This is a genomic window from Lelliottia sp. WB101 (assembly GCF_003051885.1).
Lineage (GTDB): Bacteria > Pseudomonadota > Gammaproteobacteria > Enterobacterales > Enterobacteriaceae > Enterobacter > Enterobacter nimipressuralis.
Map to the genome: position 1 here is coordinate 1,281,711 of NZ_CP028520.1, position 24,619 is coordinate 1,306,329.

Genomic DNA, 24,619 nt, shown 5'->3' on the forward strand with positions numbered 1-24,619 from the left:
ATGATTCGCTTTGAACACGTCAGCAAGGCCTATCTCGGTGGGAGACAAGCGTTGCAGGGGGTGACATTCCACCTGCAACCGGGCGAGATGGCATTCCTGACCGGCCACTCCGGCGCGGGGAAAAGTACCCTGCTCAAGCTTATCTGTGGGATCGAGCGCCCAAGCGCCGGGAACATCTTTTTTAGCGGGCATGATATCAGCCGCCTGAAAAACCGTGAGGTGCCGTTTCTGCGTCGCCAGATCGGCATGATTTTCCAGGATCACCACCTGCTGATGGATCGCACCGTCTTTGATAACGTGGCGATCCCGCTGATCATTGCGGGTGCCAGCTATGACGATATCCGCCGTCGCGTTTCGGCGGCGCTGGATAAAGTCGGGCTGCTGGACAAAGCGAAGAACTTCCCGATTCAGCTTTCCGGCGGTGAACAGCAGCGCGTGGGTATTGCTCGCGCGGTGGTGAACAAACCCGCCGTCCTGCTGGCGGATGAACCGACCGGTAACCTGGACGATGCGCTCTCGGAAGGGATCCTGCGGCTGTTTGAGGAATTTAACCGCGTTGGGGTAACAGTCCTGATGGCGACGCACGACATTGGGCTGATTTCCCGTCGTTCGTACCGCATGCTGACCCTGAGCGAAGGTCATTTGCACGGAGGCCACGTTGAATAAGCGCGACGCAATAAACCAGATTCGGCAGTTTGGTAATCGATTCGACCGCTTCCGCAAGCCGCAGGGCGGCGGAGAGGGTAACCGTAACACGCCAAAGCGTGCGAAAGCGGCGCCGAAGCCAAACTCTCGCAAGACCAACGTCTTTAACGAACAGGTGCGCTACGCCTTCCACGGCGCGGTGCAGGATCTGAAAAGCAAACCGCTGGCGACGTTCCTGACGGTGATGGTGATCGCCATCTCCCTGACGCTGCCGAGCGTCTGCTATATGGTCTACAAAAACGTCAATGAGGCGGCCTCGCAATACTATCCGTCTCCGCAAATCACGGTGTATCTGGATAAGGCGCTGGATGACAGCGCCGCCGCGCAGGTGGTGGGGCAGCTCCAGGCGGAGCAGGGCGTTGAAAAGGTGAACTACCTGTCGCGCGACGAAGCGCTGGGCGAGTTCCGCAACTGGTCCGGGTTTGGCGGCGCGCTGGATATGCTCGAAGAGAACCCGCTGCCCGCCGTGGCGGTGGTGATCCCGAAACTGGACTTCCAGGGCACGGATTCGCTGAACACCCTGCGCGATCGCATCACCCGTATCAACGGCATTGATGAAGTGCGTATGGACGACAGCTGGTTTGCGCGTTTGGCCTCCCTGACGGGGCTGGTAGGGCGCGTGGCGGCAATGATTGGCGTGCTGATGGTGGCGGCGGTCTTCCTCGTCATCGGTAACAGCGTGCGTCTGAGCATCTTCGCCCGTCGCGATACGATTAACGTGCAGAAACTGATAGGTGCAACGGATGGATTCATCCTGCGCCCGTTCCTGTATGGCGGCGCATTGCTCGGTTTTTCCGGCGCATTTCTTTCACTGATTCTGTCAGAAATTTTGGTGATGCGGCTCTCTTCTGCCGTTACCGAAGTGGCGCAGGTTTTCGGAACTAAGTTTGATATCAGTGGCTTATCCTTCGATGAGTGCCTGTTATTACTGCTGGTGTGCTCGATGATTGGCTGGGTGGCCGCCTGGCTTGCCACCGTACAACATTTACGTCACTTTACCCCGCAGTAAAAAATCTCTGGTATAATCTTTCCCTGCAATGAGTACTTCACTCTGCAGGGAAAGAGTCCCTGTTGGCTCTCCCCCGCAATCAGTTGTCCATGTCACAATTTGTGCGTAATTTATTCACAGCATTACATGGAACTTGTGGATAAAATCACGGTCTGATAGAAATGTGAATGTTAGTCTCACTGCTCAAATGCTTTGGCATGCTTGTTGCCTGATGGGGACAAACAAACGCCAGAAGACACTAAATTGAGAGGAATGAATGACCAAAGAAATGCAAACTTTAGCTTTAGCCCCTGTTGGTAACCTGGAATCTTATATCCGGGCTGCGAACACCTGGCCGATGTTGACGGCTGAGGAAGAAAAGGAGCTTGCTGAAAAGCTGCATTACCAGGGCGATCTGGAAGCAGCTAAGACGCTGATCCTGTCTCACCTGCGCTTTGTTGTTCACGTTGCTCGTAATTACTCGGGTTACGGTCTGCCGCAGGCGGACTTGATTCAGGAAGGTAACATCGGTCTGATGAAGGCTGTACGTCGCTTCAACCCGGAAGTGGGTGTGCGACTGGTCTCCTTCGCCGTTCACTGGATCAAAGCGGAAATTCACGAATACGTGCTGCGTAACTGGCGTATTGTGAAAGTCGCTACGACCAAAGCACAGCGCAAACTGTTCTTCAACCTGCGTAAAGCCAAGCAGCGTCTGGGCTGGTTCAATCAGGATGAAGTCGAAATGGTAGCGCGTGAGCTGGGCGTTTCCAGCAAAGATGTGCGTGAGATGGAATCCCGTATGGCCGCTCAGGATATGACATTCGATATGTCTTCTGACGACGATGCGCAGGATAGCCAGCCGATGGCACCGGTTCTGTATCTGCAGGATAAAACCTCTAACTTTGCCGACGGCATCGAAGAGGATAACTGGGAAGATCAGGCCGCGAACAAACTCACCCACGCGATGGAAGGTCTCGACGAGCGTAGCCAGGCGATTATCCGCGCCCGCTGGCTGGACGAAGACAACAAGTCCACCCTGCAGGAGCTGGCCGACCGCTACGGCGTCTCAGCAGAGCGTGTGCGTCAGCTTGAAAAGAACGCCATGAAAAAACTTCGCGCCGCTATCGAAGCGTAATTCCTGCGAAGTTCCCCGATAACCCCTGGATGAAAATCTGGGGGTTTTGTTTTTTTAACGACCGCTCTGGCGAATTCCTCCCCCTGGCAAACACTTACAGATGCGCTACGCATGCGAATCTTAGGGGACAGGGTGAACAATCACGAGTTAAATGAACGGCGTTTGCAGGCAACGCCGCGCGGTATCGGGGTGATGTGCGGTTTCTACGCCGATAAAGCGGAAAACGCCACGCTGTGGGATATCGAAGGCAACGAAGTGATCGACTTCGCCGCCGGGATTGCAGTGCTGAACACGGGCCATCGCCATCCCAAAGTGATCGGCGCCATCGAAAAGCAGCTTCAGTCGTTTACCCACACGGCGTACCAGATTGTGCCGTACGAAGGCTATATCGCCCTCGCAGAGCGCATCAATGCCCGCGTGCCGATTGAAGGGCCAGCCAAAACCGCTTTCTTCTCGACGGGTGCAGAAGCCGTCGAAAACGCGGTCAAAATCGCCCGCGCCTACACCAAACGACCCGGTCTTATCACGTTCGGCGGCGCCTTCCACGGGCGTACCTTTATGACCATGGCCCTCACCGGCAAAGTGGCACCGTACAAACTCGGCTTCGGCCCGTTCCCTGGCTCGGTCTATCACGCGCAATATCCCAACACGCTGCACGGCGTGAGTTCTCAGGACGCCCTGAAAAGCCTGGAGCGTATCTTTAAAGCCGATATCGCCCCGGATCAGGTGGCAGCGATTATCCTCGAACCGGTTCAGGGTGAAGGCGGATTCAACGTCGCGCCGCCCGATTTTATGCAAGGGCTGCGCGCCCTGTGCGACACCCACGGAATTTTGCTGATCGCTGACGAAGTGCAGACCGGCTTTGCCCGTACCGGGAAACTGTTCTCGATGGAGCATCACTGCGTCAAACCGGATCTGATCACCATGGCGAAAAGCCTGGCGGGCGGTATGCCGCTCTCGGCGGTGTCGGGCCGTGCCGAGGTGATGGACGCCCCCGCACCGGGCGGGCTGGGCGGCACCTACGCCGGGAACCCGCTGGCGATTGCGGCGGCACTGGCGGTGCTGGACGTGATCGACGAAGAGGATCTGTGCGCTCGCGCCTCGCACCTGGGCCATCATCTGGTGGAAGTGCTGAGCAAGGCCAAATCTGGTTGCCCGTATATCGCCGATATCCGCGCGCAAGGCTCGATGGTGGCGGTGGAGTTCAACGATCCCGAGACCGGGCAGCCCTCACCGGAATTTACCCGTAAGGTTCAGGAGCGCGCGCTGGCGGAAGGGCTGTTGCTGCTCAGCTGCGGCGTATACGGCAACGTCATTCGTTTTCTCTATCCACTCACCATTCCCGACGCGCAGTTCCGCAAAGCGCTGGATATCATCTCTGCCTCGCTGACTCGATAAAGCCCGAGCCCGGTCGCAAAACTGCACCGGGCTGGCAGAGTTACATTTCAAATTAGCTATTCCAAAATCATAAAAATGGGGTATGTTTTAGCAGAGTGTGCTGAAAAAGCGCGGACGGCAGACCTATAATTGAAATAAAGCGCTACACAACAACATCACAACAATCGTAATAACCATAATAATGGGGAATCTCAGGATGAATATGAAGGGTAAAGCGTTACTGGCAGGATGTATCGCGTTGGCATTCAGCACTATGGCTCAGGCGGATATTAAAGTGGCTGTTGTCGGTGCGATGTCCGGTCCGGTAGCGCAATACGGCGACCAGGAATTTACCGGCGCAGAACAAGCGGTTGCAGACATTAATGCCAAGGGCGGCATCAAAGGCGAAAAACTGCAGATCGTAAAATATGACGATGCCTGCGATCCGAAACAAGCGGTAGCAGTGGCGAACAAAGTGGTGAACGACGGGATCAAATACGTTATCGGTCACCTGTGCTCCTCATCCACCCAGCCTGCGTCTGATATCTACGAAGACGAAGGTATTCTGATGATCACCCCGGCGGCGACCGCTCCAGAGCTGACCGCGCGTGGGTATAAACTGATTCTGCGTACCACCGGTCTGGACTCTGACCAGGGCCCAACCGCCGCGAAATACATTCTTGAGAAAGTGAAGCCGCAGCGCATCGCGATTGTTCACGATAAACAGCAGTACGGCGAAGGCCTGGCGCGCTCCGTGCAGGACAGCCTGAAAAAAGCCAATGCGAAAGTGGTGTTCTTCGACGGCATCACCGCCGGTGAAAAAGACTTCTCCACGCTGGTAGCGCGTCTGAAGAAAGAGAACATCGACTTCGTGTACTACGGCGGTTATCACCCGGAAATGGGCCAGATCCTGCGCCAGGCGCGCGCGGCCGGTCTGAAAACGCAGTTCATGGGGCCAGAGGGCGTGGCGAACGTTTCCCTGTCTAACATCGCGGGCGACTCGGCTGAAGGGATGCTGGTCACCAAGCCGAAGAACTACGATCAGGTTCCGGCGAACAAACCGATTGTGGATGCCATCAAGGCCAAGAAACAAGATCCAAGCGGCGCGTTCGTGTGGACCACCTACGCAGCGCTGCAATCCCTGCAGGCAGGCCTGAACCAGTCAGCCGATCCGGCTGAGATTGCGACCTGGCTGAAAGCGAACTCCGTCGATACCGTCATGGGGCCGCTGTCCTGGGACGAGAAGGGCGATCTGAAAGGTTTTGAGTTCGGTGTCTTCACCTGGCATGCAGACGGTTCAGCGACCGACGCTAAGTAAAAAAATGCCCGGTGCCGCTATGCTCTCCGGGCCTACAAAACCTGAGTTCCAGGCCGGGTAAGGCGCAGTCGCCACCCGGCTTTTTTTACCGCCGCTCCCACCCATTTTCCCGCTCTGAAAACCCTGTCGCCTGCATAAAGGCGGACATCACGCTGCGGTCTTCCACGCCGATATCGGACATCCACCAGGCTGACACGTCCGGATTATCGCGAATCACCTCTTCAATCAAATACTGCCCCACGCCGCGACGGCGGGTGATTTCCCGCACGCGCAGGGAGTCCAGCGCGCCATCGGCTCCGCTCAGGGTCACGCGCACTGCGCCCAGCAGACGCTCGTTAAAGCGGGCGGCATAAATTCGATGGGTTTCATCCACGGTCAGGGAGGAAGGAGAATATTCCGGCCAGATCTTGCCCAGGTCGATATGATCCTGGTCGCTAAAGGACACCAGACGAAGGATGGTCAGTTTCATTAGCTGCTTGTCCAAATCAAAAAGAGTAAAGGCAGTGTACTCAATTTATCTCTTCAGCGGCTTCCCCTTTTTTGAACCATTCTCCAGCTGATTACTTTTTTAGCAACGCGATGTGTAGCGAGAAAGAGCAGGGATCGAAAATTAAGCAGAATTTTACTCTAAAAGGCAGTGTTTTATTCGGCGCTTTGTACCGTTATTTTATGCTGCAAACTGCACTTTTATTTGTTTATCTCTGTCTGATTTCAGAATATTATCTTTGCTTAATCGCCTGAAAAATAGAGATTTTAGTCTGGTTTTTATCAAAAAACTGCGCTAAACCATTAAAGGCACTGGTAAAAATAGCGTTGTTCATTAAAAGTACAGAATGCTTTTTAACCATAATAAAACAAAATATATACATCACGTCACGAATGGGGATTCACAGATGAAAAGGAACGCGAAAGCATTGATCGCGGGAATGGTTGCATTAGCGATTTCGCAGGCAGCCATGGCGGAAGAGATTAAAGTTGCCGTCGTCGGTGCGATGTCCGGTCCGGTTGCCCAGTGGGGTGATATGGAGTTCAACGGCGCGCGTCAGGCGATCAAAGACATCAACGCCAAAGGTGGGATCAAAGGGGATAAGCTGGTTGGCGTGGAATATGACGACGCCTGCGATCCGAAACAAGCCGTCGCCGTGGCGAACAAAATCGTTAACGACGGTATTCAGTACGTTATCGGCCACCTGTGCTCCTCTTCCACGCAGCCCGCTTCAGATATCTATGAAGACGAAGGCATTCTGATGATCACGCCAGGCGCTACCAACCCGGAGCTGACGCAGCGTGGCTATCAGCACATCATGCGTACCGCCGGTCTGGACTCTTCTCAGGGTCCAACTGCCGCGAAGTACATCCTCGAGAAAGTGAAGCCGCAGCGCATCGCGATCATTCACGATAAACAGCAATACGGCGAAGGTCTCGCGCGTTCCGTACAGGATGGCCTGAAAAAAGGCGGCGCGAATGTGGTCTTCTTCGACGGCATCACCGCAGGTGAGAAAGATTTCTCTGCCCTGCTGGCACGCCTGCAAAAAGAGAACATCGACTTCGTGTACTACGGCGGTTACTACCCTGAGATGGGCCAGATGCTGCGCCAGGCGCGCGCGACCGGCCTGAAAACGCAGTTTATGGGCCCGGAAGGCGTGGGTAACGCGTCTCTGTCCAACATCGCAGGCGATGCGGGCGAAGGTATGCTGGTGACAATGCCAAAACGCTATGACCAGGAACCGGCGAACAAGGCTATCGTAGAAGCGCTCAAAGCGCAGAAGAAAGATCCGAGCGGTCCGTACGTCTGGATCACCTACGCGGCGGTACAGTCTCTGGCGACTGCCATGGAACGTACCGGCAGCAAAGAGCCGCTGGACTTAGTTAAAGATTTGAAAGCACACGGAGCAAACACCGTGATTGGGCCGCTGAACTGGGATGAGAAAGGCGATCTAAAGGGATTTGAATTTGGTGTCTTCCAATGGCACGCCGATGGTTCTTCTTCGGTAGCCAAATAATCATCCCGCCGCCCGCGCAAAACGGGCGGTTATAAAAAGGTTTTCTTATGTCCGAGCAGTTTCTCTATTTCTTGCAGCAGATGTTTAACGGCGTCACGCTGGGAAGCACCTATGCGCTGATCGCCATCGGTTACACGATGGTTTACGGCATTATCGGCATGATCAACTTCGCCCACGGCGAGGTCTATATGATCGGCAGCTATGTCTCCTTTATGATCATTGCCGCACTGATGATGATGGGTATCGACAGCAGCTGGCTGCTGGTGGGTGCCGGTTTTGTCGGTGCAATTGTGATTGCCAGCGCCTACGGCTGGAGCATCGAGCGCGTGGCCTATCGGCCTGTGCGCAGCTCCAAACGTCTGATTGCGCTGATCTCCGCCATCGGGATGTCCATCTTCCTGCAAAACTACGTCAGCCTGACGGAAGGCTCGCGCGATGTGGCGCTGCCAAGCCTGTTTAACGGCCAGTGGATTATCGGGGCCAGCGAAAACTTCTCGGCCTCTATCACCACCATGCAGCTGGTGATCTGGGTTGTGACCTTCCTCGCGATGCTGGCGCTGACCATTTTCATCCGTTACTCCCGCATGGGCCGCGCCTGTCGCGCCTGTGCAGAAGACCTGAAAATGGCCAGCCTGCTGGGCATTAACACCGACCGCGTGATCGCCCTGACCTTTGTGATTGGTGCTGCGATGGCGGCGGTGGCGGGTGTGCTGCTCGGTCAGTTCTACGGCGTTATCAACCCATACATCGGCTTTATGGCCGGGATGAAAGCCTTTACCGCTGCGGTGCTCGGCGGGATCGGCAGTATTCCTGGTGCGATGATCGGCGGCCTGATTCTGGGCGTTGCTGAAGCGCTCTCCTCGGCGTATCTGAGTACCGAATATAAAGACGTCGTCTCCTTTGCACTGCTGATTCTGGTGCTGCTGGTGATGCCTACCGGGATTCTGGGTCGTCCGGAGGTAGAGAAAGTATGAAACCGATGCATTTTGCGATGGCGCTGCTCTCTGCCGTCATGTTCTTCGTCCTCGCGGGCGTCTTTATGGGTGTGCAGTTAGAACTGGATGGCACCCGACTGGTGGTCGATACCGCCGCGGATATCCGCTGGCAGTGGGTGTTTGTCGGCACGGCGGTGGTGTTCCTGTTCCAGCTGCTGCGCCCGGTGTTCCAGAAGACAATGAAAAACGTCTCTGGCCCGAAATTCGTGCTGCCAGCCATTGATGGCTCGACCGTTAAGCAGAAACTGTTCCTGTTGGCGCTGCTGGTGGCCGCTGTTGCGTGGCCGTTCATGGTGTCGCGCGGGACGGTGGATATTGCCACGCTGACCATGATCTACGTGATTCTGGGTCTGGGCTTGAACGTGGTGGTCGGTCTGTCTGGCCTGCTGGTGCTGGGCTATGGCGGATTTTACGCCATCGGTGCCTACACGTTTGCGTTGCTGAACCACTATTACGGGCTGGGCTTCTGGACCTGTCTGCCGCTGGCGGGCCTGGTGTCTGCCGCCGCAGGTTTCCTGCTCGGCTTCCCGGTGCTGCGTCTGCGCGGTGACTATCTGGCGATTGTGACCTTAGGCTTTGGCGAGATCGTCCGTATCCTGCTGCTCAACAACACCGAAGTGACCGGCGGTCCGAACGGCATCAGCCAGATCCCGAAACCGACCTTCTTCGGCCTGGAGTTCAGCCGCACGGCGCGCGAAGGCGGCTGGGATACCTTCAGCAACTTCTTCGGCGTGAAGTACGATCCCTCCGACCGCGTTATCTGGCTCTATCTGGTGGCGCTGCTGCTGGTGGTGATCACCCTGTTCGTGATCAACCGTCTGCTGCGCATGCCGCTGGGGCGCGCGTGGGAAGCGCTGCGTGAAGACGAAATCGCCTGCCGTTCCCTGGGGCTGAACCCGACGCGCATCAAACTGACTGCGTTCACCATCAGCGCCGCGTTTGCCGGTTTTGCCGGAACGCTGTTTGCCGCGCGTCAGGGGTTCGTCAGCCCGGAATCCTTCACCTTTGCCGAATCAGCCTTTGTGCTGGCCATCGTGGTACTCGGCGGGATGGGCTCCCAGTTTGCGGTGATCCTCGCGGCAATTCTGCTGGTGGTCTCCCGCGAGCTGATGCGCGACTTTAACGAATACAGCATGTTGATGCTGGGTGGTTTGATGGTACTGATGATGATCTGGCGTCCGCAGGGCTTGCTGCCGATGACCCGTCCACAGTTGAAGCTGAAGAACGGGCAAGCGAAAGGAGAGCAGGCATGAGTCAGCCATTATTATCCGTGAACGGCCTGATGATGCGTTTTGGCGGCCTGCTGGCGGTCAATAACGTCTCGCTGGACCTGTTCCCGAAAGAGATTGTCTCCCTGATCGGCCCGAACGGCGCAGGGAAAACCACGGTGTTTAACTGCCTAACCGGTTTCTACAAGCCGACGGGCGGGACCATCATGCTGCGCGATCAGCATCTTGAAGGGCTGCCGGGCCAGCAGATCGCCCGTATGGGCGTGGTGCGCACTTTCCAGCACGTGCGCCTGTTCCGTGAAATGACGGTGATTGAAAACCTGCTGGTGGCACAACATCAGCAGCTGAAGAGCGGGGTGTTCTCCGGCCTGCTGAAAACCCCGGCCTTCCGCCGCGCTCAGAGCGAAGCCCTGGACCGCGCCGCAACCTGGCTGGATCGTATCGGTCTGTTGCAGCACGCAAACCGTCAGGCCAGCAATCTGGCCTATGGCGACCAGCGTCGTCTGGAAATTGTCCGCTGCATGGTCACACAGCCGGAAATCCTGATGCTTGATGAGCCTGCCGCCGGTCTGAACCCGAAAGAGACCAAAGAGCTGGACGAGCTGATCGTCGAGCTGCGTAACCATCATGACACCACCATCCTGCTGATTGAGCACGATATGAAGCTGGTGATGGGCATCTCGGATCGGATCTACGTGGTCAACCAGGGGACGCCGCTGGCGAACGGCACGCCTGAAGAAATTCGACATAACCCGGACGTGATCCGCGCCTACTTAGGTGAAGCATGATGGGGGCGAGTCATAATATGGAAAAAGCGATGTTATCTTTTGACAAGGTGAATGCCCACTACGGCAAGATTCAGGCGCTGCATGATGTCAGCCTGCATATCAATCAGGGTGAGATCGTGACGCTCATCGGGGCCAACGGCGCGGGGAAAACCACGCTGCTCGGCACCCTGTGCGGCGATCCGCGTGCTTCCAGCGGGCGTATCATCTTTGACGGTAAAGACATTACCGACTGGCAGACCGCGAAAATCATGCGCGAAGCCGTGGCGATAGTGCCGGAAGGCCGCCGCGTGTTTTCCCGTATGACGGTGGAAGAGAACCTGGCGATGGGCGGCTTCTTTGCCGAGCGCGAACAGTATCAGACCCGCATTAAGCGCGTGTATGAACTCTTCCCGCGCCTGTATGAGCGCCGTATTCAGCGTGCGGGCACCATGTCAGGCGGTGAACAGCAGATGCTGGCGATTGGTCGTGCGCTGATGAGCCAGCCGCGTCTGCTGCTGCTCGATGAGCCATCCCTCGGCCTCGCGCCGATCATCATTCAGCAGATTTTCGACACCATTGAGCAACTGCGTAAAGAGGGGATGACTATCTTCCTCGTGGAGCAAAACGCCAACCAGGCGCTGAAACTTGCGGATCGCGGCTACGTGCTGGAGAACGGTCACGTTGTGCTGTCCGATACCGGCGAAGCGTTGTTGGCGAACGAAGCGGTGCGAAGTGCATATTTAGGCGGTTAAGCTGTCTGTTACCCGGTGGCGCTGCGCTTACCGGGCCAGTAAAACCTGAATCACAGGCCGGGTAGGGCGATGCCTCCCGGCTTTTTTTTGCCATGCTATCGTCACCATTCCATCATCCCCCTGACCCCGGTCTGTCATCATTCTGTAAATAAACAGTTATTTTTCTGTCATTCGAGCATGTCATGTTACCTCGCGAGCATAAAACGCGTGATATCGCGCATCCGGCACAAAAAAGAGAGATGACAATGACATCGTTACGACACACAGCTTTGGGTCTGGCAATCGGTCTGGCTTTTGCGACGAACGCAATGGCTGTCACGACCATTCCGTTCTGGCATTCCATGGAAGGGGAGTTGGGCAAAGAGGTTGATTCTCTGGCGCAGCGTTTCAACGACACCCATCCGGATTACAAAATTGTGCCGGTGTACAAAGGTAACTACGAGCAGAGCCTGAGCGCGGGCATCGCCGCGTTCCGCACCGGGAATGCACCGGCGCTGCTGCAGGTGTATGAAGTCGGCACCGCCACCATGATGGCCTCGAAAGCGATCAAACCGGTCTATGAAGTGTTTAAAGACGCGGGCATTAACTTCGATGAATCCCAGTTTGTGCCGACGGTTTCCGGTTACTACACCGATTCCAAAACCGGGCATCTGCTGTCTCAACCGTTTAACAGCTCCACGCCGGTGCTCTATTACAACAAAGACGCCTTCAAAAAAGCCGGTTTAAATCCGGATCAGCCGCCGAAAACCTGGCAGGACCTGGCGGAGTACACCGCCAAACTGAAAGCGGCAGGCATGAAGTGCGGCTATGCGAGCGGCTGGCAGGGCTGGATTCAGATTGAAAACTTCAGTGCCTGGCATGGTCTGCCGGTCGCCACGAAGAACAACGGCTTTGACGGCACCGACGCCGTGCTGGAGTTCAACAAACCCGAGCAGGTGAAACACATCGCGCTGCTGGAGGCGCTGAATAAGAAGGGCGATTTCAGCTACTTCGGCCGTAAAGACGAATCTACCGAGAAGTTTTACAACGGCGACTGTGCGATCACCACCGCCTCTTCCGGTTCGCTGGCGGACATCCGTCATTACGCCAAATTCAACTACGGCGTGGGCATGATGCCTTATGACGCCGATGCCAAAGGCGCGCCGCAGAACGCTATCATCGGCGGGGCGAGCCTGTGGGTAATGCAGGGCAAAGACAACGGCACCTACAAAGGCGTGGCGGAGTTCCTCGACTTCCTCGCGAAACCTGAAAACGCCGCCGAGTGGCACCAGAAGACCGGCTACCTGCCGATCACCAAAGCCGCTTACGACCTGACGCGCGAGCAGGGCTTCTATGACAAAAACCCAGGGGCGGATATCGCGACGCGCCAGATGCTGAACAAGCCGCCGTTACCGTTCACCAAAGGTCTGCGTCTGGGCAACATGCCGCAGATTAGGACCATCGTGGATGAAGAGCTGGAAAGCGTATGGACCGGTAAGAAAACGCCACAGCAGGCGCTGGATTCGGCGGTAGAGCGCGGAAATCAGCTGCTGCGCCGCTTTGAGCAGTCGACGAAGTCTTAATGTTTTTATGCCGGCTTACCCGGCCTGCGAGGGGGAAATTCTCTTCGTTGGCCGGGTCATCCGGCACTGTTCAGGAATCCAATCTCAATGTCTTCCTCCCGTCCGGTATTCCGTTCGCGCTGGCTGCCCTATTTGCTGGTCGCCCCGCAGCTGATTATCACCGTCATCTTTTTTATCTGGCCTGCGGGCGAAGCGCTCTGGTACTCGGTACAAAGCGTCGATCCGTTCGGGCTTTCCAGCCAGTTTGTCGGTCTGGATAACTTTACCACGCTGTTCCACGACAGTTATTACCTCGACTCCTTCTGGACGACGATCAAATTCAGCGCCATGGTGACGGTCAGCGGCCTCGTCGTGTCGCTGTTTTTTGCGGCGCTGGTGGATTACGTGGTGCGCGGCAGCCGTCTCTATCAGACACTGATGCTGCTGCCCTACGCCGTCGCGCCTGCCGTCGCCGCCGTGCTGTGGATCTTCCTGTTTAATCCAGGGCGCGGGCTGATTACCCATTTCCTCGGCGAATTCGGCTATGACTGGAACCACGCGCAAAACAGCGGCCAGGCGATGTTCCTGGTGGTGTTTGCCTCGGTCTGGAAGCAGATCAGCTACAACTTCCTGTTCTTCTTCGCCGCGCTGCAATCCATTCCGCGCTCGCTGGTCGAAGCCGCCGCGATTGATGGCGCAGGGCCGATTCGCCGCTTCTTCAAACTGGCGCTGCCGCTGATTGCGCCGGTGAGTTTCTTCCTGCTGGTGGTAAACCTGGTCTATGCCTTCTTCGACACCTTCCCGGTGATCGACGCCGCCACCGCCGGTGGGCCGGTACAGGCGACCACCACGCTTATCTACAAAATCTACCGCGAAGGCTTTGCGGGGCTGGATCTGTCGGCCTCTGCCGCGCAGTCCGTGGTGCTGATGGGGCTGGTGATTGTGTTGACGGTGGTTCAGTTCCGCTATGTCGAAAGTAAGGTGCGCTACCAATGATTGAGAACCGTCCGGGGCTGACGATTTTCAGCCACACCCTGTTAATACTCGGGATCATCGTCATCCTGTTCCCGCTGTACGTGGCCTTTGTTGCCGCCACGCTGGATACCAAAGCCGTGTTCGACACGCCGATGACGCTGGTGCCTGGCGGCCATCTTTTCGAAAACATGGCGACTATCTGGACCCAGGGGGTAGGGGCCAACAGCGCGCCGTTCTGGCTGATGATGCTCAACAGTTTCATCATGGCCTTTGGCATTACGGTGGGGAAGATCGTGGTGTCGATGCTCTCGGCCTTCGCTATCGTCTGGTTCCGTTTTCCCCTGCGTAACCTCTTCTTCTGGATGATCTTTATCACTCTGATGCTGCCGGTCGAAGTGCGTATTTTCCCGACCGTCGAGGTGATCGCCAATCTCGGGATGCTCGACAGCTACGCGGGCCTGACGCTGCCGCTGATGGCGTCGGCCACCGCGACGTTCCTGTTCCGCCAGTTCTTTATGACCCTGCCGGACGAACTGATTGAAGCGGCGCGCATCGACGGCGCATCGCCGATGCGTTTTTTCCGCGACATCGTGCTGCCGCTCTCCAGAACCAACCTCGCCGCGCTGTTCGTGATCACCTTTATCTACGGCTGGAACCAGTACCTGTGGCCGCTGCTGATTGTGCAGGACGTGAATCTTGGCACCGCCGTGGCGGGCATCAAAGGGATGATCGCCACCGGCGAAGGCACCACCCTCTGGAATCAGGTGATGGCGGCGATGCTGCTCACGCTGATCCCTCCGGTCGTTATCGTTTTAGCCATGCAGCGCGCGTTCGTGCGTGGTTTAGTAGACAGTGAGAAATAAGATGGCAGGATTAAAATTACAGGCAGTAACCAAAAGCTGGGACGGCAAAACCCAGGTGATTCAACCCCTGACCCTCGACGTGGCAGACGGCGAATTTATCGTGATGGTCGGCCCGTCCGGCTGCGGGAAATCGACGCTGCTGCGCATGGTGGCGGGGCTTGAGCGCGTGACCAGCGGCGACATCTGGATTGACCGCCAGCGTGTCACTGAGATGGAGCCGAAAGATCGCGGCATCGCGATGGTGTTCCAGAACTATGCCCTCTATCCGCACATGAGCGTGGAAGAGAACATGGCCTGGGGCCTGAAAATTCGCGGGATGGGGAAAGGCCATATCGACGAACGGGTGAAAGAGGCGGCGCGCATTCTGGAGCTGGACGGTCTGTTAAAACGCCGTCCACGTGAGCTTTCCGGCGGCCAGCGTCAGCGCGTGGCGATGGGCCGCGCCATCGTGCGCGATCCGGCGGTGTTCCTGTTCGACGAACCGCTCTCTAACCTCGACGCCAAACTGCGCGTGCAGATGCGTCTTGAGCTGCAACATCTGCATCGCCGCCTGAAAACCACCTCCCTGTACGTCACCCACGATCAGGTGGAAGCCATGACCCTGGCGCAGCGCGTGATGGTGATGAACAAAGGTATCGCCGAGCAGATCGGCACGCCGGTGGAGGTGTATGAAAAACCCGCCAGCCGCTTTGTCGCCAGCTTTATCGGCAGCCCGGCGATGAACCTGCTGGAAGGGCGCATCGGCAACGCGGGCACGCATTTTGAGCTGGAGAGCGGCATGGCGCTGCCGGTGAACTGGTTTTATCGCGGCTACGCCGGGCGTAAAATGACGCTCGGTATCCGCCCGGAACATATTGCGCTAAGCTCGCAGGCGGAAGGCGGCGTGCCGCTGGTGATGGACACGCTGGAGATGCTGGGCGCGGACAACCTGGCGCACGGACGCTGGGGCGATCAAAAGCTGGTGGTGCGTCTGGCGCATCAGGAACGCCCAAAGGCGGGCAGCACGCTGTGGCTGCATCTGCCGGAAAATCATCTGCACTTATTTGATGGTGAAACAGGACAACGCGTATGAGTAACTGGCCATATCCTCACATCGTCGCCCACCGTGGCGGCGGGAAACGGGCACCGGAAAACACCCTGGCGGCAATAGATAAGGGCGCGTATTACGGTCATACAATGATCGAATTCGACGCCAAGCTGTCGAAAGATGGCGAAATTTTCCTGCTGCATGACGATAACCTTGAGCGCACCAGCAACGGATGGGGCGTGGCGGGCGACTTGCCGTGGCGCGATCTGCTGAACGTAGACGCCGGAAGCTGGTTTAGCAGCGAATTCAAAGGCGAGCCGTTGCCGCTGCTGGCGGAAGTGGCCGATCGCTGTCGTCAGCACGGGATGATGGCCAATATCGAAATCAAACCGACGACCGGCACCGGGCCGCTCACCGGAAAAGTGATTGCCCTCGCCGCGCGTGAACTGTGGGAAGGCATGACCGCTCCGCTGCTGTCGTCGTTTGAAATTGACGCGCTGGAAGCCGCACAAGCCGCTGCACCGGAACTGCCTCGGGGATTGTTGCTGGACGAATGGCGTGACGACTGGCGCGAGCTGACCACTCGCTTAGGGTGTGTGTCGATTCATCTCAATCATCGCCTGCTGGATGAGGCGCGCGTGAGGATGCTCAAAGACGCCGGGCTGCACATCCTGGTTTATACGGTCAACAAACCCCAGCGAGCGGCAGAACTGCTGCGCTGGGGCGTGGACTGCATCTGTACCGATGCGATTGACGTGATTGGCCCGAACTTTAATTCTGCGGATTATTAAGCATATCGCCATTCGAACGCGGCGGCAGCATATGCTGCTGACCGCTGCTCGGGCTTGTTCCCCCGCTTAACATGCCGCCGCTGGTATTCGGCAGCGGCTGCTCCCGCACCTGGCCCTGCTGAATCATCTGCGTGTTGTTGTTCATCTGCGTTTGCAGGTGCTGCTGCTGAATCTGCGTCTGGGTATGCAGCTGTTGATTGAGCATCCCTTTTTGCTGCTGCTGTTGGCCCATCATCTGGGTCTGCATCCGCTGCTGGCTGGGGATCTCATAGCCCGGCTGGTTGGGGTTATTCAGGGTATTCAGTGGCTGTGCGAGCACGGCGAACGGGAGCAGTGCCGTTAAGATTAGTAGTCGTTTCATTCTCATTTCCTCCTTCTGAGGCCTCTCTTAAGTTTACCCCGAATCTGCCACAACGATGATTTTTTAGGAGTTGTGAACCAGGCTTAAACGGGAATCTGGATCCCTCACCTGGAGAACAACAATGATAAAACCAACGTTTTTGCGCTGGGTAGCGATCGCTGCGCTGATGGCCGGCGGGACATTTACCGTGGCGGCGAACCCGCCTGCTGCACCGCCAGTCTCCTACGGCGTGGAAGAGGATGTCTTCCATCCCGTCAGGGCGAAGCAGGGGATGGTGGCGTCCGTGGACGCGATGGCCACCCAGGTCGGTGTGGATATCCTCAAGCAGGGCGGTAATGCAGTTGATGCGGCGGTAGCCGTGGGTTATGCCCTGGCGGTGACCCATCCGCAGGCGGGGAATCTCGGCGGCGGGGGCTTTATGCTGCTGCGCACCAAAGACGGCAATACCACGGCCATCGACTTCCGCGAAATGGCGCCAAATCAGGCATCGCGCGATATGTTCCTCGACGATCAGGGGAATCCGGACAGTAAAAAATCCCTCACATCCCATCTGGCAAGCGGCACGCCGGGCACCGTCGCCGGGTTCTCTCTGGCGCTGGAAAAATACGGGACCTTGCCGCTGAACAAAGTGGTGCAGCCAGCCATCAAGCTGGCGCGCGACGGGTTTGTGGTCAATGACGCGCTGGCGGACGATCTCAAAACCTACGGCAGCGAAGTGATTCCGAACCATGAGAACAGTAAAGCGATCTTCTGGAAGGACGGCGAGCCGCTGAAAAAGGGCGACAAGCTGGTGCAGACAAATCTTGCGAAAAGCCTGGAGCTGATTGCGGAAAACGGCCCGGATGCCTTCTACAAAGGGGCGATTGCCGATCAGATTGCCGACGAGATGCAAAAGAACGGCGGGCTGATTACCAAAGCGGATTTGGCGGAGTACAAAGCGGTTGAGCGCACACCGATAAGCGGTGAGTATCGCGGGTATCAGGTGTTCTCAATGCCGCCACCGTCCTCCGGCGGGATTCACATCGTGCAGATCCTCAATATTCTTGAAAACTTCGATATGCACAAATTTGGCTTCGGTAGCGCCGATGCGATGCAGGTGATGGCGGAGGCAGAAAAATTTGCCTATGCCGACCGCTCGGAGTATCTCGGCGATCCGGATTTTGTCAAAGTGCCCTGGCAGGCGCTAACCAACAAAGCCTATGCCAAATCGCTGGCGGATCAGATTGATATCAACAAAGCGAAACCGTCCAGCCAGATCCGCCCCGGCAAACTGGCGCCGTACGAGAGCAATCAGACCACCCATTTCTCGGTGGTGGATAAGGACGGTAACGCGGTGGCGGTGACGTACACGCTGAACACGGTGTTTGGCACCGGGATTGTGGCGGGTAACAGCGGCATTCTGCTAAACAACGAAATGGATGACTTCTCCGCCAAACCGGGCGTGCCGAACGTTTACGGGCTGGTGGGCGGCGATGCCAACGCCGTTGGGCCGAAGAAACGCCCGCTGTCCTCCATGTCTCCGACCATCGTGGTGAAAGACGGCAAAACCTGGCTGGTGACGGGTAGCCCAGGCGGAAGCCGAATTATCACCACCGTGCTGCAAATGGTGGTCAACAGTATCGATTTCGGGATGAACGTGGCCGAAGCGACCAACGCGCCGCGCTTCCACCATCAGTGGCTGCCGGACGAACTGCGCGTGGAAAAAGGCTTTAGCCCGGACACTATCAAACTGCTGGAACAGCGCGGGCAGAAAGTGGTGGTGAAAGAGGCGATGGGGAGCACGCAGAGCATTGTGGTGGCGCCCGACGGTTCCCTTTCCGGGGCATCCGATCCACGGTCGGTGGATGATTTGACGGCAGGGTACTGATACGTTGTCGCCCGGCAGCGCAGCGCTACCGGGCAATTTTTCACTTCATCCGCGCCATATAATAGGCATCCACAAACTCGCCATTACGCAGGGCGAATCTCTTTCCGGTGCCTTCGATTTCAAAGCCAAACTTCTTGTACAGCGCCAGCGCAGGAGGATTATCGGCAAAAACCGTGAGTTCGATACGTTCGATGCGCATCCAGTTGTCGCACAGGTTGATCATCTCACGCATGAGCGCACTTCCGACGCCTCGCCCCTGAGCATGCGCCGCAACGCTGATACCAAAGGTTGCCACATGGCTGCGTCGCGGGCTGGCTTCGACCTGCAGCGCCAGATCACCGACAATAATTTCATCCATGCAGGCGACAAGACGTTTTTGCCCAGCTTTAGGATTAAGGCGTTCCTGCCACATCTCAAGGGAAGGATGAGGGAGTTGTAGCGTGTCGTGATACACCTCTGGATGCATATAATTTTGGCGCAGGGCTTCGGCATCTTTCGGTTCAGCGTGGCGTATCACTATCTCACTCATTCTTTTGTCCTCGGTGGGTTGATATCCCTTTCAACATCATTGACTTTGAAATTCGAGTCAACTCCCTTTTTTTTGCAAAAAGTATTGGACAAGTGCGAATGAGAATGATTATTATTGTCTCGCGTTCAGGAAGACCTCTACGGAAACCTGAAAGCACGACATTGCTCACATTGCTTCCAGTATTACTTTAGCCAGCCTCGCGCTGGCTTTTTTTTATCCTGTTTCAGCCAGGCAGACCTGCCCGTTCCCCTCGGGAAGCGTTCGCCATCCCACATATGTGAAGCTCACAGCGGCGGATGCACGCGCATTTAACTTGCGCTATGGTTGTCCCAACAACCTTAACAAGGACTGAGCCATGACATTACATTGCGCATTTATTGGATTTGGTAAAAGCACCACTCGCTATCACCTTCCGTATGTTCTCAACCGTAAAGACAGCTGGCACGTGGCGCATATCTTCCGCCGTCACGCGAAACCCGAAGAGCAGTCCCCACAGTATTCCCATATTCATTTCACCAGCGATCTGGATGAGGTGTTAAGCGATCCGCAGGTCAAACTGGTGATCGTCTGTACCCATGCCGACAGCCACTTTGACTACGCGAAACGCGCGCTGGAAGCGGGCAAAAACGTGCTGGTGGAAAAACCCTTCACCCCGACGCTTGCGGAGGCCAAAGAGCTTTTCGCGCTGGCAAAAAGCAAAGGGCTGACCGTCACGCCGTACCAGAACCGTCGCTTTGATACCTGCTTCCTGATGGCGAAACAGGCTATCGAGAGCGGCAAACTGGGCGATATCGTTGAAATCGAAAGCCATTTCGACCTCTATCGTCCGGTGGCGGAAACCAAACCCGGCCTGCCGCAGGACGGCGCGTTTTATGGTCTGGGCGTGCATACCATGGACCAGGTAATCTCTCTGTTGGGCCGCCCGGATCACGTGACCTACGATATCCGCAGCCTGCGCAACAAAGCCAATCCGGACGATACCTTTGAAGCACAGCTGTTTTACGGCGATTTGAAGGCGATCGTCAAAACCAGCCATCTGGTGAAAACGGACTATCCGAAATTTATCGTGCACGGCACCCGCGGCTCGTTTATCAAATACGGTATCGACCAGCAGGAGACCAGTCTGAAGGCCAATATCATGCCGGGCGAGCCGGGATTCGCGGCGGATGAATCGGTCGGCGTGCTGGAGTATGTCAATGACGAAGGCGTGACGGTAAAAGAACAGCTCACCCCGGAAACTGGCGATTATGGCCGCGTCTACGATGCGCTGTATGACACCCTCACCAAAGGCGCGCCGAATTACGTCAAGGAATCTGAAGTTCTCACTAATCTGGAGATCCTCGAGCGCGGGTTCGAGCAGGCTTCTCCTGCCACGATTACCCTCGCGAAGTAAGCTCTGTCGACTCCTCTGTGCTTGTTCATAATTTTTGAACAGAGGAGTCAATTTTCACCCTCTATGATCCCAGGCCAATTGCGTCCACACTTACTTCATCGAAACGAACTGGGGTGAAAAACAATGATCTTTTTACGTAAAGCAGGCGATCGTGGTCACGCAAATCATGGCTGGCTGGACTCATGGCATACCTTCTCGTTCGCGGACTATTACGACCCGAACTTCATGGGCTTCTCGGCACTGCGCGTGATTAACGATGACGTGATCGACGCGGGCCAGGGCTTCGGCACCCATCCGCATAAAGACATGGAAATCCTGACCTATGTGCTGGAAGGCGCCGTAGCGCACAAAGACAGCATGGGTAACGAAGAGCAGGTTCCGGCCGGTGAGTTCCAGATTATGAGCGCCGGTACCGGGGTTCGTCACTCGGAGTACAACCCGAGCAACACGGAAAAACTGCACCTGTACCAAATCTGGATCATTCCAGAAGAAACCGGCATCACGCCGCGCTACGAGCAGCGCCGCTTCGATGCCCTGCAGGGCAAACAGCTGGTGCTTTCCCCGGATGCGCGTGATGGCTCCCTGAAAGTGCATCAGGATATGGAACTGTACCGTTGGGCACTGGCGAAAGACGAACAGTCTGTGCATCAGATTGCCGCGAACCGCCGCGTCTGGATCCAGGTGGTCAAAGGTGACGTGACAATCAACGGCACCAAAGCCACCACCGCCGACGGTCTGGCGATTTGGGATGAGCAGGCGCTGTCCGTCCATGCTGACAGCGCGAGCGAAATTCTGCTCTTCGATCTGCCGCCCGTGTGATTAATCGTAAATAAAAGGCCAACCTTCCCTATTTGACAGGGGAAGGTTGGCCTTTGTCCGTGATAAACTGAGAGAATGTCTCATTACAGGTTTCTCTCAGGACGATGAAAAAGAAACGACCCGTACTTCAGGATGTGGCCGATCGCGTCGGTGTGACCAAAATGACGGTCAGCCGCTTTTTGCGTAACCCGGAACAGGTTTCCCTGGCGTTGCGTGGCAAGATTGCCGCTGCTCTCGATGAACTGGGTTATATCCCCAACCGCGCGCCCGATATTCTCTCCAATGCCACCAGCCGTGCGGTCGGTGTTCTGCTTCCTTCCTTAACCAACCAGGTCTTCGCCGAAGTGCTGCGCGGAATCGAAAGCGTTACTGACGCCTACGGTTATCAAACCATGCTCGCGCACTACGGGTACAAACCGGAACTGGAAGAGGAACGTCTTGAATCGATGCTTTCCTGGAACATCGACGGTCTGATCTTAACGGAACGTACTCACACGCCGCGTACGCTCAAGATGATCGAAGTCGCCGGTATTCCGGTGGTGGAGCTGATGGACAGTCAGTCCCCTTGTCTGGATATTGCCGTCGGGTTCGATAACTTCGAAGCAGCGCGTCAGATGACCGCCGCCATTCTCGCCCGCGGTCACCGCCACGTGGCCTATCTGGGCGCACGTCTCGACGAACGTACTATCATCAAACAGAAGGGATACGAGCAGGCGATGCTCGACGCAAACTTAACGCCGTACAGCGTGATGGTGGAGCAATCCTCTTCCTATTCGTCCGGTATTGAGCTGATGCGCCAGGCCCGCCGTGAGTATCCGCAGCTTGATGGTATATTCTGTACCAACGATGACCTTGCGGTCGGCGCAGCCTTTGAATGTCAGCGTCTTGGCCTGAAAATCCCTGACGATATGGCGATTGCCGGTTTCCACGGCCACGATATCGGACAGGTGATGGAGCCACGTCTGGCGAGCGTTCTGACGCCGCGCGAACGCATGGGCCGCATCGGTGCGGAACGCCTGCTGGCGCGCATTCGTGGTGAAGTGGTCACGCCTAAAATGTTAGATTTAGGTTTCACCTTGTCACCGGGTGGATCAATTTAGTCTGACAAATTTGAAGTAGCTCACACTTATTCACTTCTCGCACGAATGGATATTGCTTCTCCATAGCCCCGGCAGGACAATGTTACCGATAACTGTTACCCGTAACAATTGACTGAGGGGCACCCTTTGAGCACGACAAATCTCGATCACCACGTTTACGTCCTGATGGGCGTTTCCGGTAGCGGTAAATCTGCCGTCGCCAGCGAAGTGGCGCATCAACTTCAGGCAGCGTTTCTTGATGGCGACTTCCTCCACCCGCGCAGCAACATCACTAAAATGGCCGCTGGCGAACCGCTGAACGACGACGATCGTAAGCCCTGGTTGCAGGCGCTGAACGATGCCGCGTTTGCGATGCAGCGCACCAACAAAGTGTCGCTGATTGTCTGCTCCGCGCTGAAAAAGACCTATCGCGATCTGCTGCGTGACGGTAACCCAAACCTCTCCTTTATCTATCTGAAAGGCGATTTCGACGTGATCGAAAGCCGTCTGAAAGCCCGTAAAGGCCACTTCTTCAAAACTCAGATGCTGGTCACGCAGTTTGAAGCGCTGCAGGAACCGGGTGCAGACGAAAGCGATGTTCTGATCGTCGATATCGATCAGCCGCTGGACGGTGTTGTTGCCAGCACCATTGAGGTCATTAAAAAAAGGCAGTAAGTTTTGAGTACATTAACGCTAGTTTTGACAGCAGTCGGCTCCGTTTTGCTGCTGCTGTTTTTAGTGATGAAGGCGCGTATGCATGCCTTCGTTGCTTTGATGGTGGTTTCTATTGGTGCAGGTCTCTTTTCCGGTATGCCGCTCGATAAAATCGCAGCGACAATGGAAAAAGGGATGGGAGGCACGCTGGGCTTCCTGGCGATTGTGGTCGCGCTCGGCGCGATGTTTGGCAAGATTTTGCATGAGACGGGCGCGGTCGATCAGATTGCCGTCAAGATGCTCAAATCCTTCGGCCACAGCCGCGCGCACTACGCGATTGGTCTGGCCGGTCTGATTTGCGCGCTGCCGCTGTTCTTTGAAGTGGCCGTGGTGTTGCTGATTAGCGTGGCGTTCTCCATGGCGCGTCACACGGGCACCAACCTTGTTAAGCTGGTCATTCCGCTGTTTGCGGGCGTGGCGGCGGCCGCAGCGTTCCTGCTGCCTGGGCCTGCGCCGATGCTGCTGGCGTCTCAGATGCACGCCGATTTTGGCTGGATGATTCTGATTGGCCTGTGCGCCGCGATCCCGGGGATGATTATTGCCGGGCCGCTGTGGGGCAACTTTATCAGCCGCTACGTTGAGCTGCACATTCCTGATGACATCACCGAGCCGCACCTTGGCGAAGGCAAAATGCCGTCCTTCGGCTTCAGCCTGTCGCTGATTCTGCTGCCGCTGGTGCTGGTTGGCCTCAAAACCATCGCCGCGCGCTTTGTGCCGGTCGGTTCCAGTGCTTACGAATGGTTCGAGTTTATCGGTCATCCGTTCACCGCGATTCTGGTGGCGTGTCTGGTGGCGATTTACGGCCTGGCGATGCGTCAGGGGATGCCGAAAGACCGCGTGATGGAGATCTGCGGCGCGGCGCTGCAACCGGCGGGGATTATTCTGCTGGTGATTGGCGCAGGCGGTGTGTTCAAGCAGGTGCTGGTTGATTCCGGCGTGGGCCCGGCCCTGGGCGAAGCGCTGACCGGGATGGGCTTACCGATTGCCGTGACCTGTTTCGTGCTGGCAGCCGCGGTGCGTATTATTCAGGGTTCTGCCACGGTAGCCTGTCTGACTGCGGTCGGCCTGGTGATGCCGGTGATTGAACAGCTGAACTACTCCGGTGCGCAAATGGCGGCCCTGTCTATCTGTATCGCAGGCGGCTCTATCGTCGTCTCCCACGTAAACGACGCAGGCTTCTGGCTGTTCGGTAAATTTACCGGCGCGACCGAAGCGCAAACCCTGAAAACCTGGACGCTGATGGAAACCATCCTCGGCACGACAGGCGCGATTGTTGGGATGATTGCGTTTTCGCTGCTGAGTTAAGTGCGATGTTTGTCGGGAAGGCGGCTACGCCTTACCCGACCGATAAAACGGTGATATGAAGGCCGGGTAAGCGCAAGCACTACCCG

General features: G+C 56.5%; 24 protein-coding genes. 21 read left to right on the forward strand and 3 right to left on the reverse strand.

Annotated elements, in window-relative coordinates; genetic code table 11:
* The 5 genes from ftsE (at window position 1) to livJ (ending at window position 5,523) form a co-directional block, all read left to right on the forward strand.
* Window positions 1-666 carry a cell division ATP-binding protein FtsE gene (gene ftsE, locus DAI21_RS05980; RefSeq protein ID WP_100778552.1) on the forward strand — a complete coding sequence of 222 codons (666 nt, stop codon included), beginning with the start codon at window positions 1-3 and terminating at the stop codon, window positions 664-666.
* Entirely contained in the window at window positions 659-1,714 is a 1,056-nt protein-coding gene (ftsX, locus tag DAI21_RS05985; RefSeq protein ID WP_100778553.1) for a permease-like cell division protein FtsX, read from the forward strand. Before ftsE ends, ftsX begins: the two co-directional genes overlap by 8 nt.
* A 256-nt stretch (window positions 1,715-1,970) precedes the next feature.
* Complete coding sequence (rpoH, locus tag DAI21_RS05990; RefSeq protein WP_059180334.1) at window positions 1,971-2,828, forward strand: RNA polymerase sigma factor RpoH; 858 nt, start codon at window positions 1,971-1,973, stop codon at window positions 2,826-2,828.
* A gap of 132 nt (window positions 2,829-2,960) precedes the next feature.
* Window positions 2,961-4,226: a 4-aminobutyrate--2-oxoglutarate transaminase gene (locus DAI21_RS05995; RefSeq protein WP_107702693.1), complete on the forward strand. Its 1,266-nt coding sequence runs from the start codon at window positions 2,961-2,963 to the stop codon at window positions 4,224-4,226.
* A 196-nt stretch (window positions 4,227-4,422) separates the two neighbouring features.
* Window positions 4,423-5,523 carry a branched chain amino acid ABC transporter substrate-binding protein LivJ gene (gene livJ / locus DAI21_RS06000; RefSeq protein ID WP_142503677.1) on the forward strand — a complete coding sequence of 367 codons (1,101 nt, stop codon included), beginning with the start codon at window positions 4,423-4,425 and terminating at the stop codon, window positions 5,521-5,523.
* Between the two features lie 85 nt (window positions 5,524-5,608).
* Here livJ and panM read toward each other — a convergent pair whose 3' ends face one another.
* On the reverse strand, window positions 5,609-5,992 hold the full coding sequence (gene panM, locus DAI21_RS06005) for an aspartate 1-decarboxylase autocleavage activator PanM (RefSeq protein ID WP_107702694.1): 384 nt from the start codon (window positions 5,990-5,992) through the stop codon (window positions 5,609-5,611).
* A gap of 424 nt (window positions 5,993-6,416) precedes the next feature.
* Between panM and livK the strand changes: the two genes are divergently transcribed.
* The 10 genes from livK (at window position 6,417) to ugpQ (ending at window position 16,466) form a co-directional block, all read left to right on the forward strand.
* On the forward strand, window positions 6,417-7,526 hold the full coding sequence (gene livK, locus DAI21_RS06010) for a high-affinity branched-chain amino acid ABC transporter substrate-binding protein LivK (RefSeq protein WP_102105315.1): 1,110 nt from the start codon (window positions 6,417-6,419) through the stop codon (window positions 7,524-7,526).
* A gap of 47 nt (window positions 7,527-7,573) precedes the next feature.
* Complete coding sequence (livH, locus tag DAI21_RS06015) at window positions 7,574-8,500, forward strand: high-affinity branched-chain amino acid ABC transporter permease LivH (RefSeq protein WP_100778559.1); 927 nt, start codon at window positions 7,574-7,576, stop codon at window positions 8,498-8,500.
* Window positions 8,497-9,774, forward strand: a complete 1,278-nt coding sequence (locus tag DAI21_RS06020) for a high-affinity branched-chain amino acid ABC transporter permease LivM (RefSeq protein ID WP_107702695.1) — start codon at window positions 8,497-8,499, stop codon at window positions 9,772-9,774. The genes livH and DAI21_RS06020 overlap by 4 nt, the downstream gene beginning before the upstream one ends.
* Complete coding sequence (gene livG, locus DAI21_RS06025; RefSeq protein WP_100778561.1) at window positions 9,771-10,538, forward strand: high-affinity branched-chain amino acid ABC transporter ATP-binding protein LivG; 768 nt, start codon at window positions 9,771-9,773, stop codon at window positions 10,536-10,538. Before DAI21_RS06020 ends, livG begins: the two co-directional genes overlap by 4 nt.
* A 17-nt stretch (window positions 10,539-10,555) precedes the next feature.
* Window positions 10,556-11,269 carry a high-affinity branched-chain amino acid ABC transporter ATP-binding protein LivF gene (livF, locus tag DAI21_RS06030; RefSeq protein ID WP_100780798.1) on the forward strand — a complete coding sequence of 238 codons (714 nt, stop codon included), beginning with the start codon at window positions 10,556-10,558 and terminating at the stop codon, window positions 11,267-11,269.
* Window positions 11,270-11,514: 245 nt separating this feature from the next.
* Complete coding sequence (gene ugpB, locus DAI21_RS06035) at window positions 11,515-12,831, forward strand: sn-glycerol-3-phosphate ABC transporter substrate-binding protein UgpB (RefSeq protein ID WP_100778562.1); 1,317 nt, start codon at window positions 11,515-11,517, stop codon at window positions 12,829-12,831.
* A gap of 87 nt (window positions 12,832-12,918) precedes the next feature.
* Complete coding sequence (gene ugpA / locus DAI21_RS06040) at window positions 12,919-13,806, forward strand: sn-glycerol-3-phosphate ABC transporter permease UgpA (protein WP_107702696.1); 888 nt, start codon at window positions 12,919-12,921, stop codon at window positions 13,804-13,806.
* The gene (gene ugpE, locus DAI21_RS06045; RefSeq protein ID WP_107702697.1) at window positions 13,803-14,648 is read left to right on the forward strand and encodes a sn-glycerol-3-phosphate ABC transporter permease UgpE; all 846 of its coding nucleotides are present in this window, start codon (window positions 13,803-13,805) and stop codon (window positions 14,646-14,648) included. The genes ugpA and ugpE overlap by 4 nt, the downstream gene beginning before the upstream one ends.
* Window position 14,649: 1 nt before the next feature.
* A complete protein-coding gene (locus tag DAI21_RS06050) occupies window positions 14,650-15,720 on the forward strand; it encodes a sn-glycerol-3-phosphate import ATP-binding protein UgpC (RefSeq protein WP_107702698.1) in 1,071 nt (356 codons plus the stop codon).
* Window positions 15,717-16,466 (forward strand): glycerophosphodiester phosphodiesterase, encoded by a 750-nt coding sequence (ugpQ, locus tag DAI21_RS06055; protein WP_107702699.1) that lies wholly within the window; start codon window positions 15,717-15,719, stop codon window positions 16,464-16,466. The genes DAI21_RS06050 and ugpQ overlap by 4 nt, the downstream gene beginning before the upstream one ends.
* On the opposite strand, the gene DAI21_RS06060 is transcribed toward ugpQ, so the two are convergent.
* Window positions 16,447-16,827, reverse strand: coding sequence for a DUF2756 family protein (locus DAI21_RS06060; RefSeq protein WP_102105319.1), 381 nt, complete (start codon window positions 16,825-16,827; stop codon window positions 16,447-16,449). The genes ugpQ and DAI21_RS06060 overlap by 20 nt on opposite strands.
* Window positions 16,828-16,948: 121 nt before the next feature.
* On the opposite strand from DAI21_RS06060, the gene ggt reads away from it, so the two are divergent.
* The gene (gene ggt / locus DAI21_RS06065; protein WP_181826966.1) at window positions 16,949-18,694 is read left to right on the forward strand and encodes a gamma-glutamyltransferase; all 1,746 of its coding nucleotides are present in this window, start codon (window positions 16,949-16,951) and stop codon (window positions 18,692-18,694) included.
* Window positions 18,695-18,734: 40 nt separating this feature from the next.
* Here the strand turns inward: ggt and yhhY are convergent, their stop codons facing one another.
* Complete coding sequence (yhhY, locus tag DAI21_RS06070) at window positions 18,735-19,223, reverse strand: N-acetyltransferase (protein WP_102105320.1); 489 nt, start codon at window positions 19,221-19,223, stop codon at window positions 18,735-18,737.
* A 355-nt stretch (window positions 19,224-19,578) separates the two neighbouring features.
* Here yhhY and DAI21_RS06075 point away from each other — a divergent pair, with 355 nt between their 5' ends.
* The 5 genes from DAI21_RS06075 (at window position 19,579) to gntU (ending at window position 24,533) form a co-directional block, all read left to right on the forward strand.
* Complete coding sequence (locus tag DAI21_RS06075) at window positions 19,579-20,616, forward strand: oxidoreductase (RefSeq protein ID WP_100778569.1); 1,038 nt, start codon at window positions 19,579-19,581, stop codon at window positions 20,614-20,616.
* A gap of 123 nt (window positions 20,617-20,739) precedes the next feature.
* Window positions 20,740-21,435: a pirin family protein gene (locus DAI21_RS06080; RefSeq protein ID WP_100778570.1), complete on the forward strand. Its 696-nt coding sequence runs from the start codon at window positions 20,740-20,742 to the stop codon at window positions 21,433-21,435.
* Between the two features lie 104 nt (window positions 21,436-21,539).
* Window positions 21,540-22,535 (forward strand): gluconate operon transcriptional repressor GntR, encoded by a 996-nt coding sequence (gene gntR, locus DAI21_RS06085; protein ID WP_100778571.1) that lies wholly within the window; start codon window positions 21,540-21,542, stop codon window positions 22,533-22,535.
* 126 nt (window positions 22,536-22,661) lie between these two features.
* Window positions 22,662-23,189 carry a gluconokinase gene (gene gntK, locus DAI21_RS06090; protein ID WP_100778572.1) on the forward strand — a complete coding sequence of 176 codons (528 nt, stop codon included), beginning with the start codon at window positions 22,662-22,664 and terminating at the stop codon, window positions 23,187-23,189.
* A gap of 3 nt (window positions 23,190-23,192) precedes the next feature.
* Window positions 23,193-24,533 carry a gluconate transporter gene (gene gntU, locus DAI21_RS06095; RefSeq protein WP_100778573.1) on the forward strand — a complete coding sequence of 447 codons (1,341 nt, stop codon included), beginning with the start codon at window positions 23,193-23,195 and terminating at the stop codon, window positions 24,531-24,533.
* Window positions 24,534-24,619 lie beyond the last annotated feature (86 nt).

What these genes read in the sequence shown, in the direction of transcription:
- ftsE (WP_100778552.1), top strand. Translation starts at nt 1, where the DNA reads ATGATTCGCTTTGAACACGTCAGCAAGGCCTATCTCGGTGGGAGACAA.
- rpoH (WP_059180334.1), top strand. Translation starts at nt 1,971, where the DNA reads ATGACCAAAGAAATGCAAACTTTAGCTTTAGCCCCTGTTGGTAACCTG.
- livJ (WP_142503677.1), top strand. Translation starts at nt 4,423, where the DNA reads ATGAATATGAAGGGTAAAGCGTTACTGGCAGGATGTATCGCGTTGGCA.
- panM (WP_107702694.1), bottom strand. Translation starts at nt 5,992, where the DNA reads ATGAAACTGACCATCCTTCGTCTGGTGTCCTTTAGCGACCAGGATCAT.
- livK (WP_102105315.1), top strand. Translation starts at nt 6,417, where the DNA reads ATGAAAAGGAACGCGAAAGCATTGATCGCGGGAATGGTTGCATTAGCG.
- livH (WP_100778559.1), top strand. Translation starts at nt 7,574, where the DNA reads ATGTCCGAGCAGTTTCTCTATTTCTTGCAGCAGATGTTTAACGGCGTC.
- DAI21_RS06020 (WP_107702695.1), top strand. Translation starts at nt 8,497, where the DNA reads ATGAAACCGATGCATTTTGCGATGGCGCTGCTCTCTGCCGTCATGTTC.
- livG (WP_100778561.1), top strand. Translation starts at nt 9,771, where the DNA reads ATGAGTCAGCCATTATTATCCGTGAACGGCCTGATGATGCGTTTTGGC.
- livF (WP_100780798.1), top strand. Translation starts at nt 10,556, where the DNA reads ATGGAAAAAGCGATGTTATCTTTTGACAAGGTGAATGCCCACTACGGC.
- ugpB (WP_100778562.1), top strand. Translation starts at nt 11,515, where the DNA reads ATGACATCGTTACGACACACAGCTTTGGGTCTGGCAATCGGTCTGGCT.
- ugpA (WP_107702696.1), top strand. Translation starts at nt 12,919, where the DNA reads ATGTCTTCCTCCCGTCCGGTATTCCGTTCGCGCTGGCTGCCCTATTTG.
- ugpE (WP_107702697.1), top strand. Translation starts at nt 13,803, where the DNA reads ATGATTGAGAACCGTCCGGGGCTGACGATTTTCAGCCACACCCTGTTA.
- DAI21_RS06050 (WP_107702698.1), top strand. Translation starts at nt 14,650, where the DNA reads ATGGCAGGATTAAAATTACAGGCAGTAACCAAAAGCTGGGACGGCAAA.
- ugpQ (WP_107702699.1), top strand. Translation starts at nt 15,717, where the DNA reads ATGAGTAACTGGCCATATCCTCACATCGTCGCCCACCGTGGCGGCGGG.
- DAI21_RS06060 (WP_102105319.1), bottom strand. Translation starts at nt 16,827, where the DNA reads ATGAAACGACTACTAATCTTAACGGCACTGCTCCCGTTCGCCGTGCTC.
- ggt (WP_181826966.1), top strand. Translation starts at nt 16,949, where the DNA reads ATGATAAAACCAACGTTTTTGCGCTGGGTAGCGATCGCTGCGCTGATG.
- yhhY (WP_102105320.1), bottom strand. Translation starts at nt 19,223, where the DNA reads ATGAGTGAGATAGTGATACGCCACGCTGAACCGAAAGATGCCGAAGCC.
- DAI21_RS06075 (WP_100778569.1), top strand. Translation starts at nt 19,579, where the DNA reads ATGACATTACATTGCGCATTTATTGGATTTGGTAAAAGCACCACTCGC.
- DAI21_RS06080 (WP_100778570.1), top strand. Translation starts at nt 20,740, where the DNA reads ATGATCTTTTTACGTAAAGCAGGCGATCGTGGTCACGCAAATCATGGC.
- gntR (WP_100778571.1), top strand. Translation starts at nt 21,540, where the DNA reads ATGAAAAAGAAACGACCCGTACTTCAGGATGTGGCCGATCGCGTCGGT.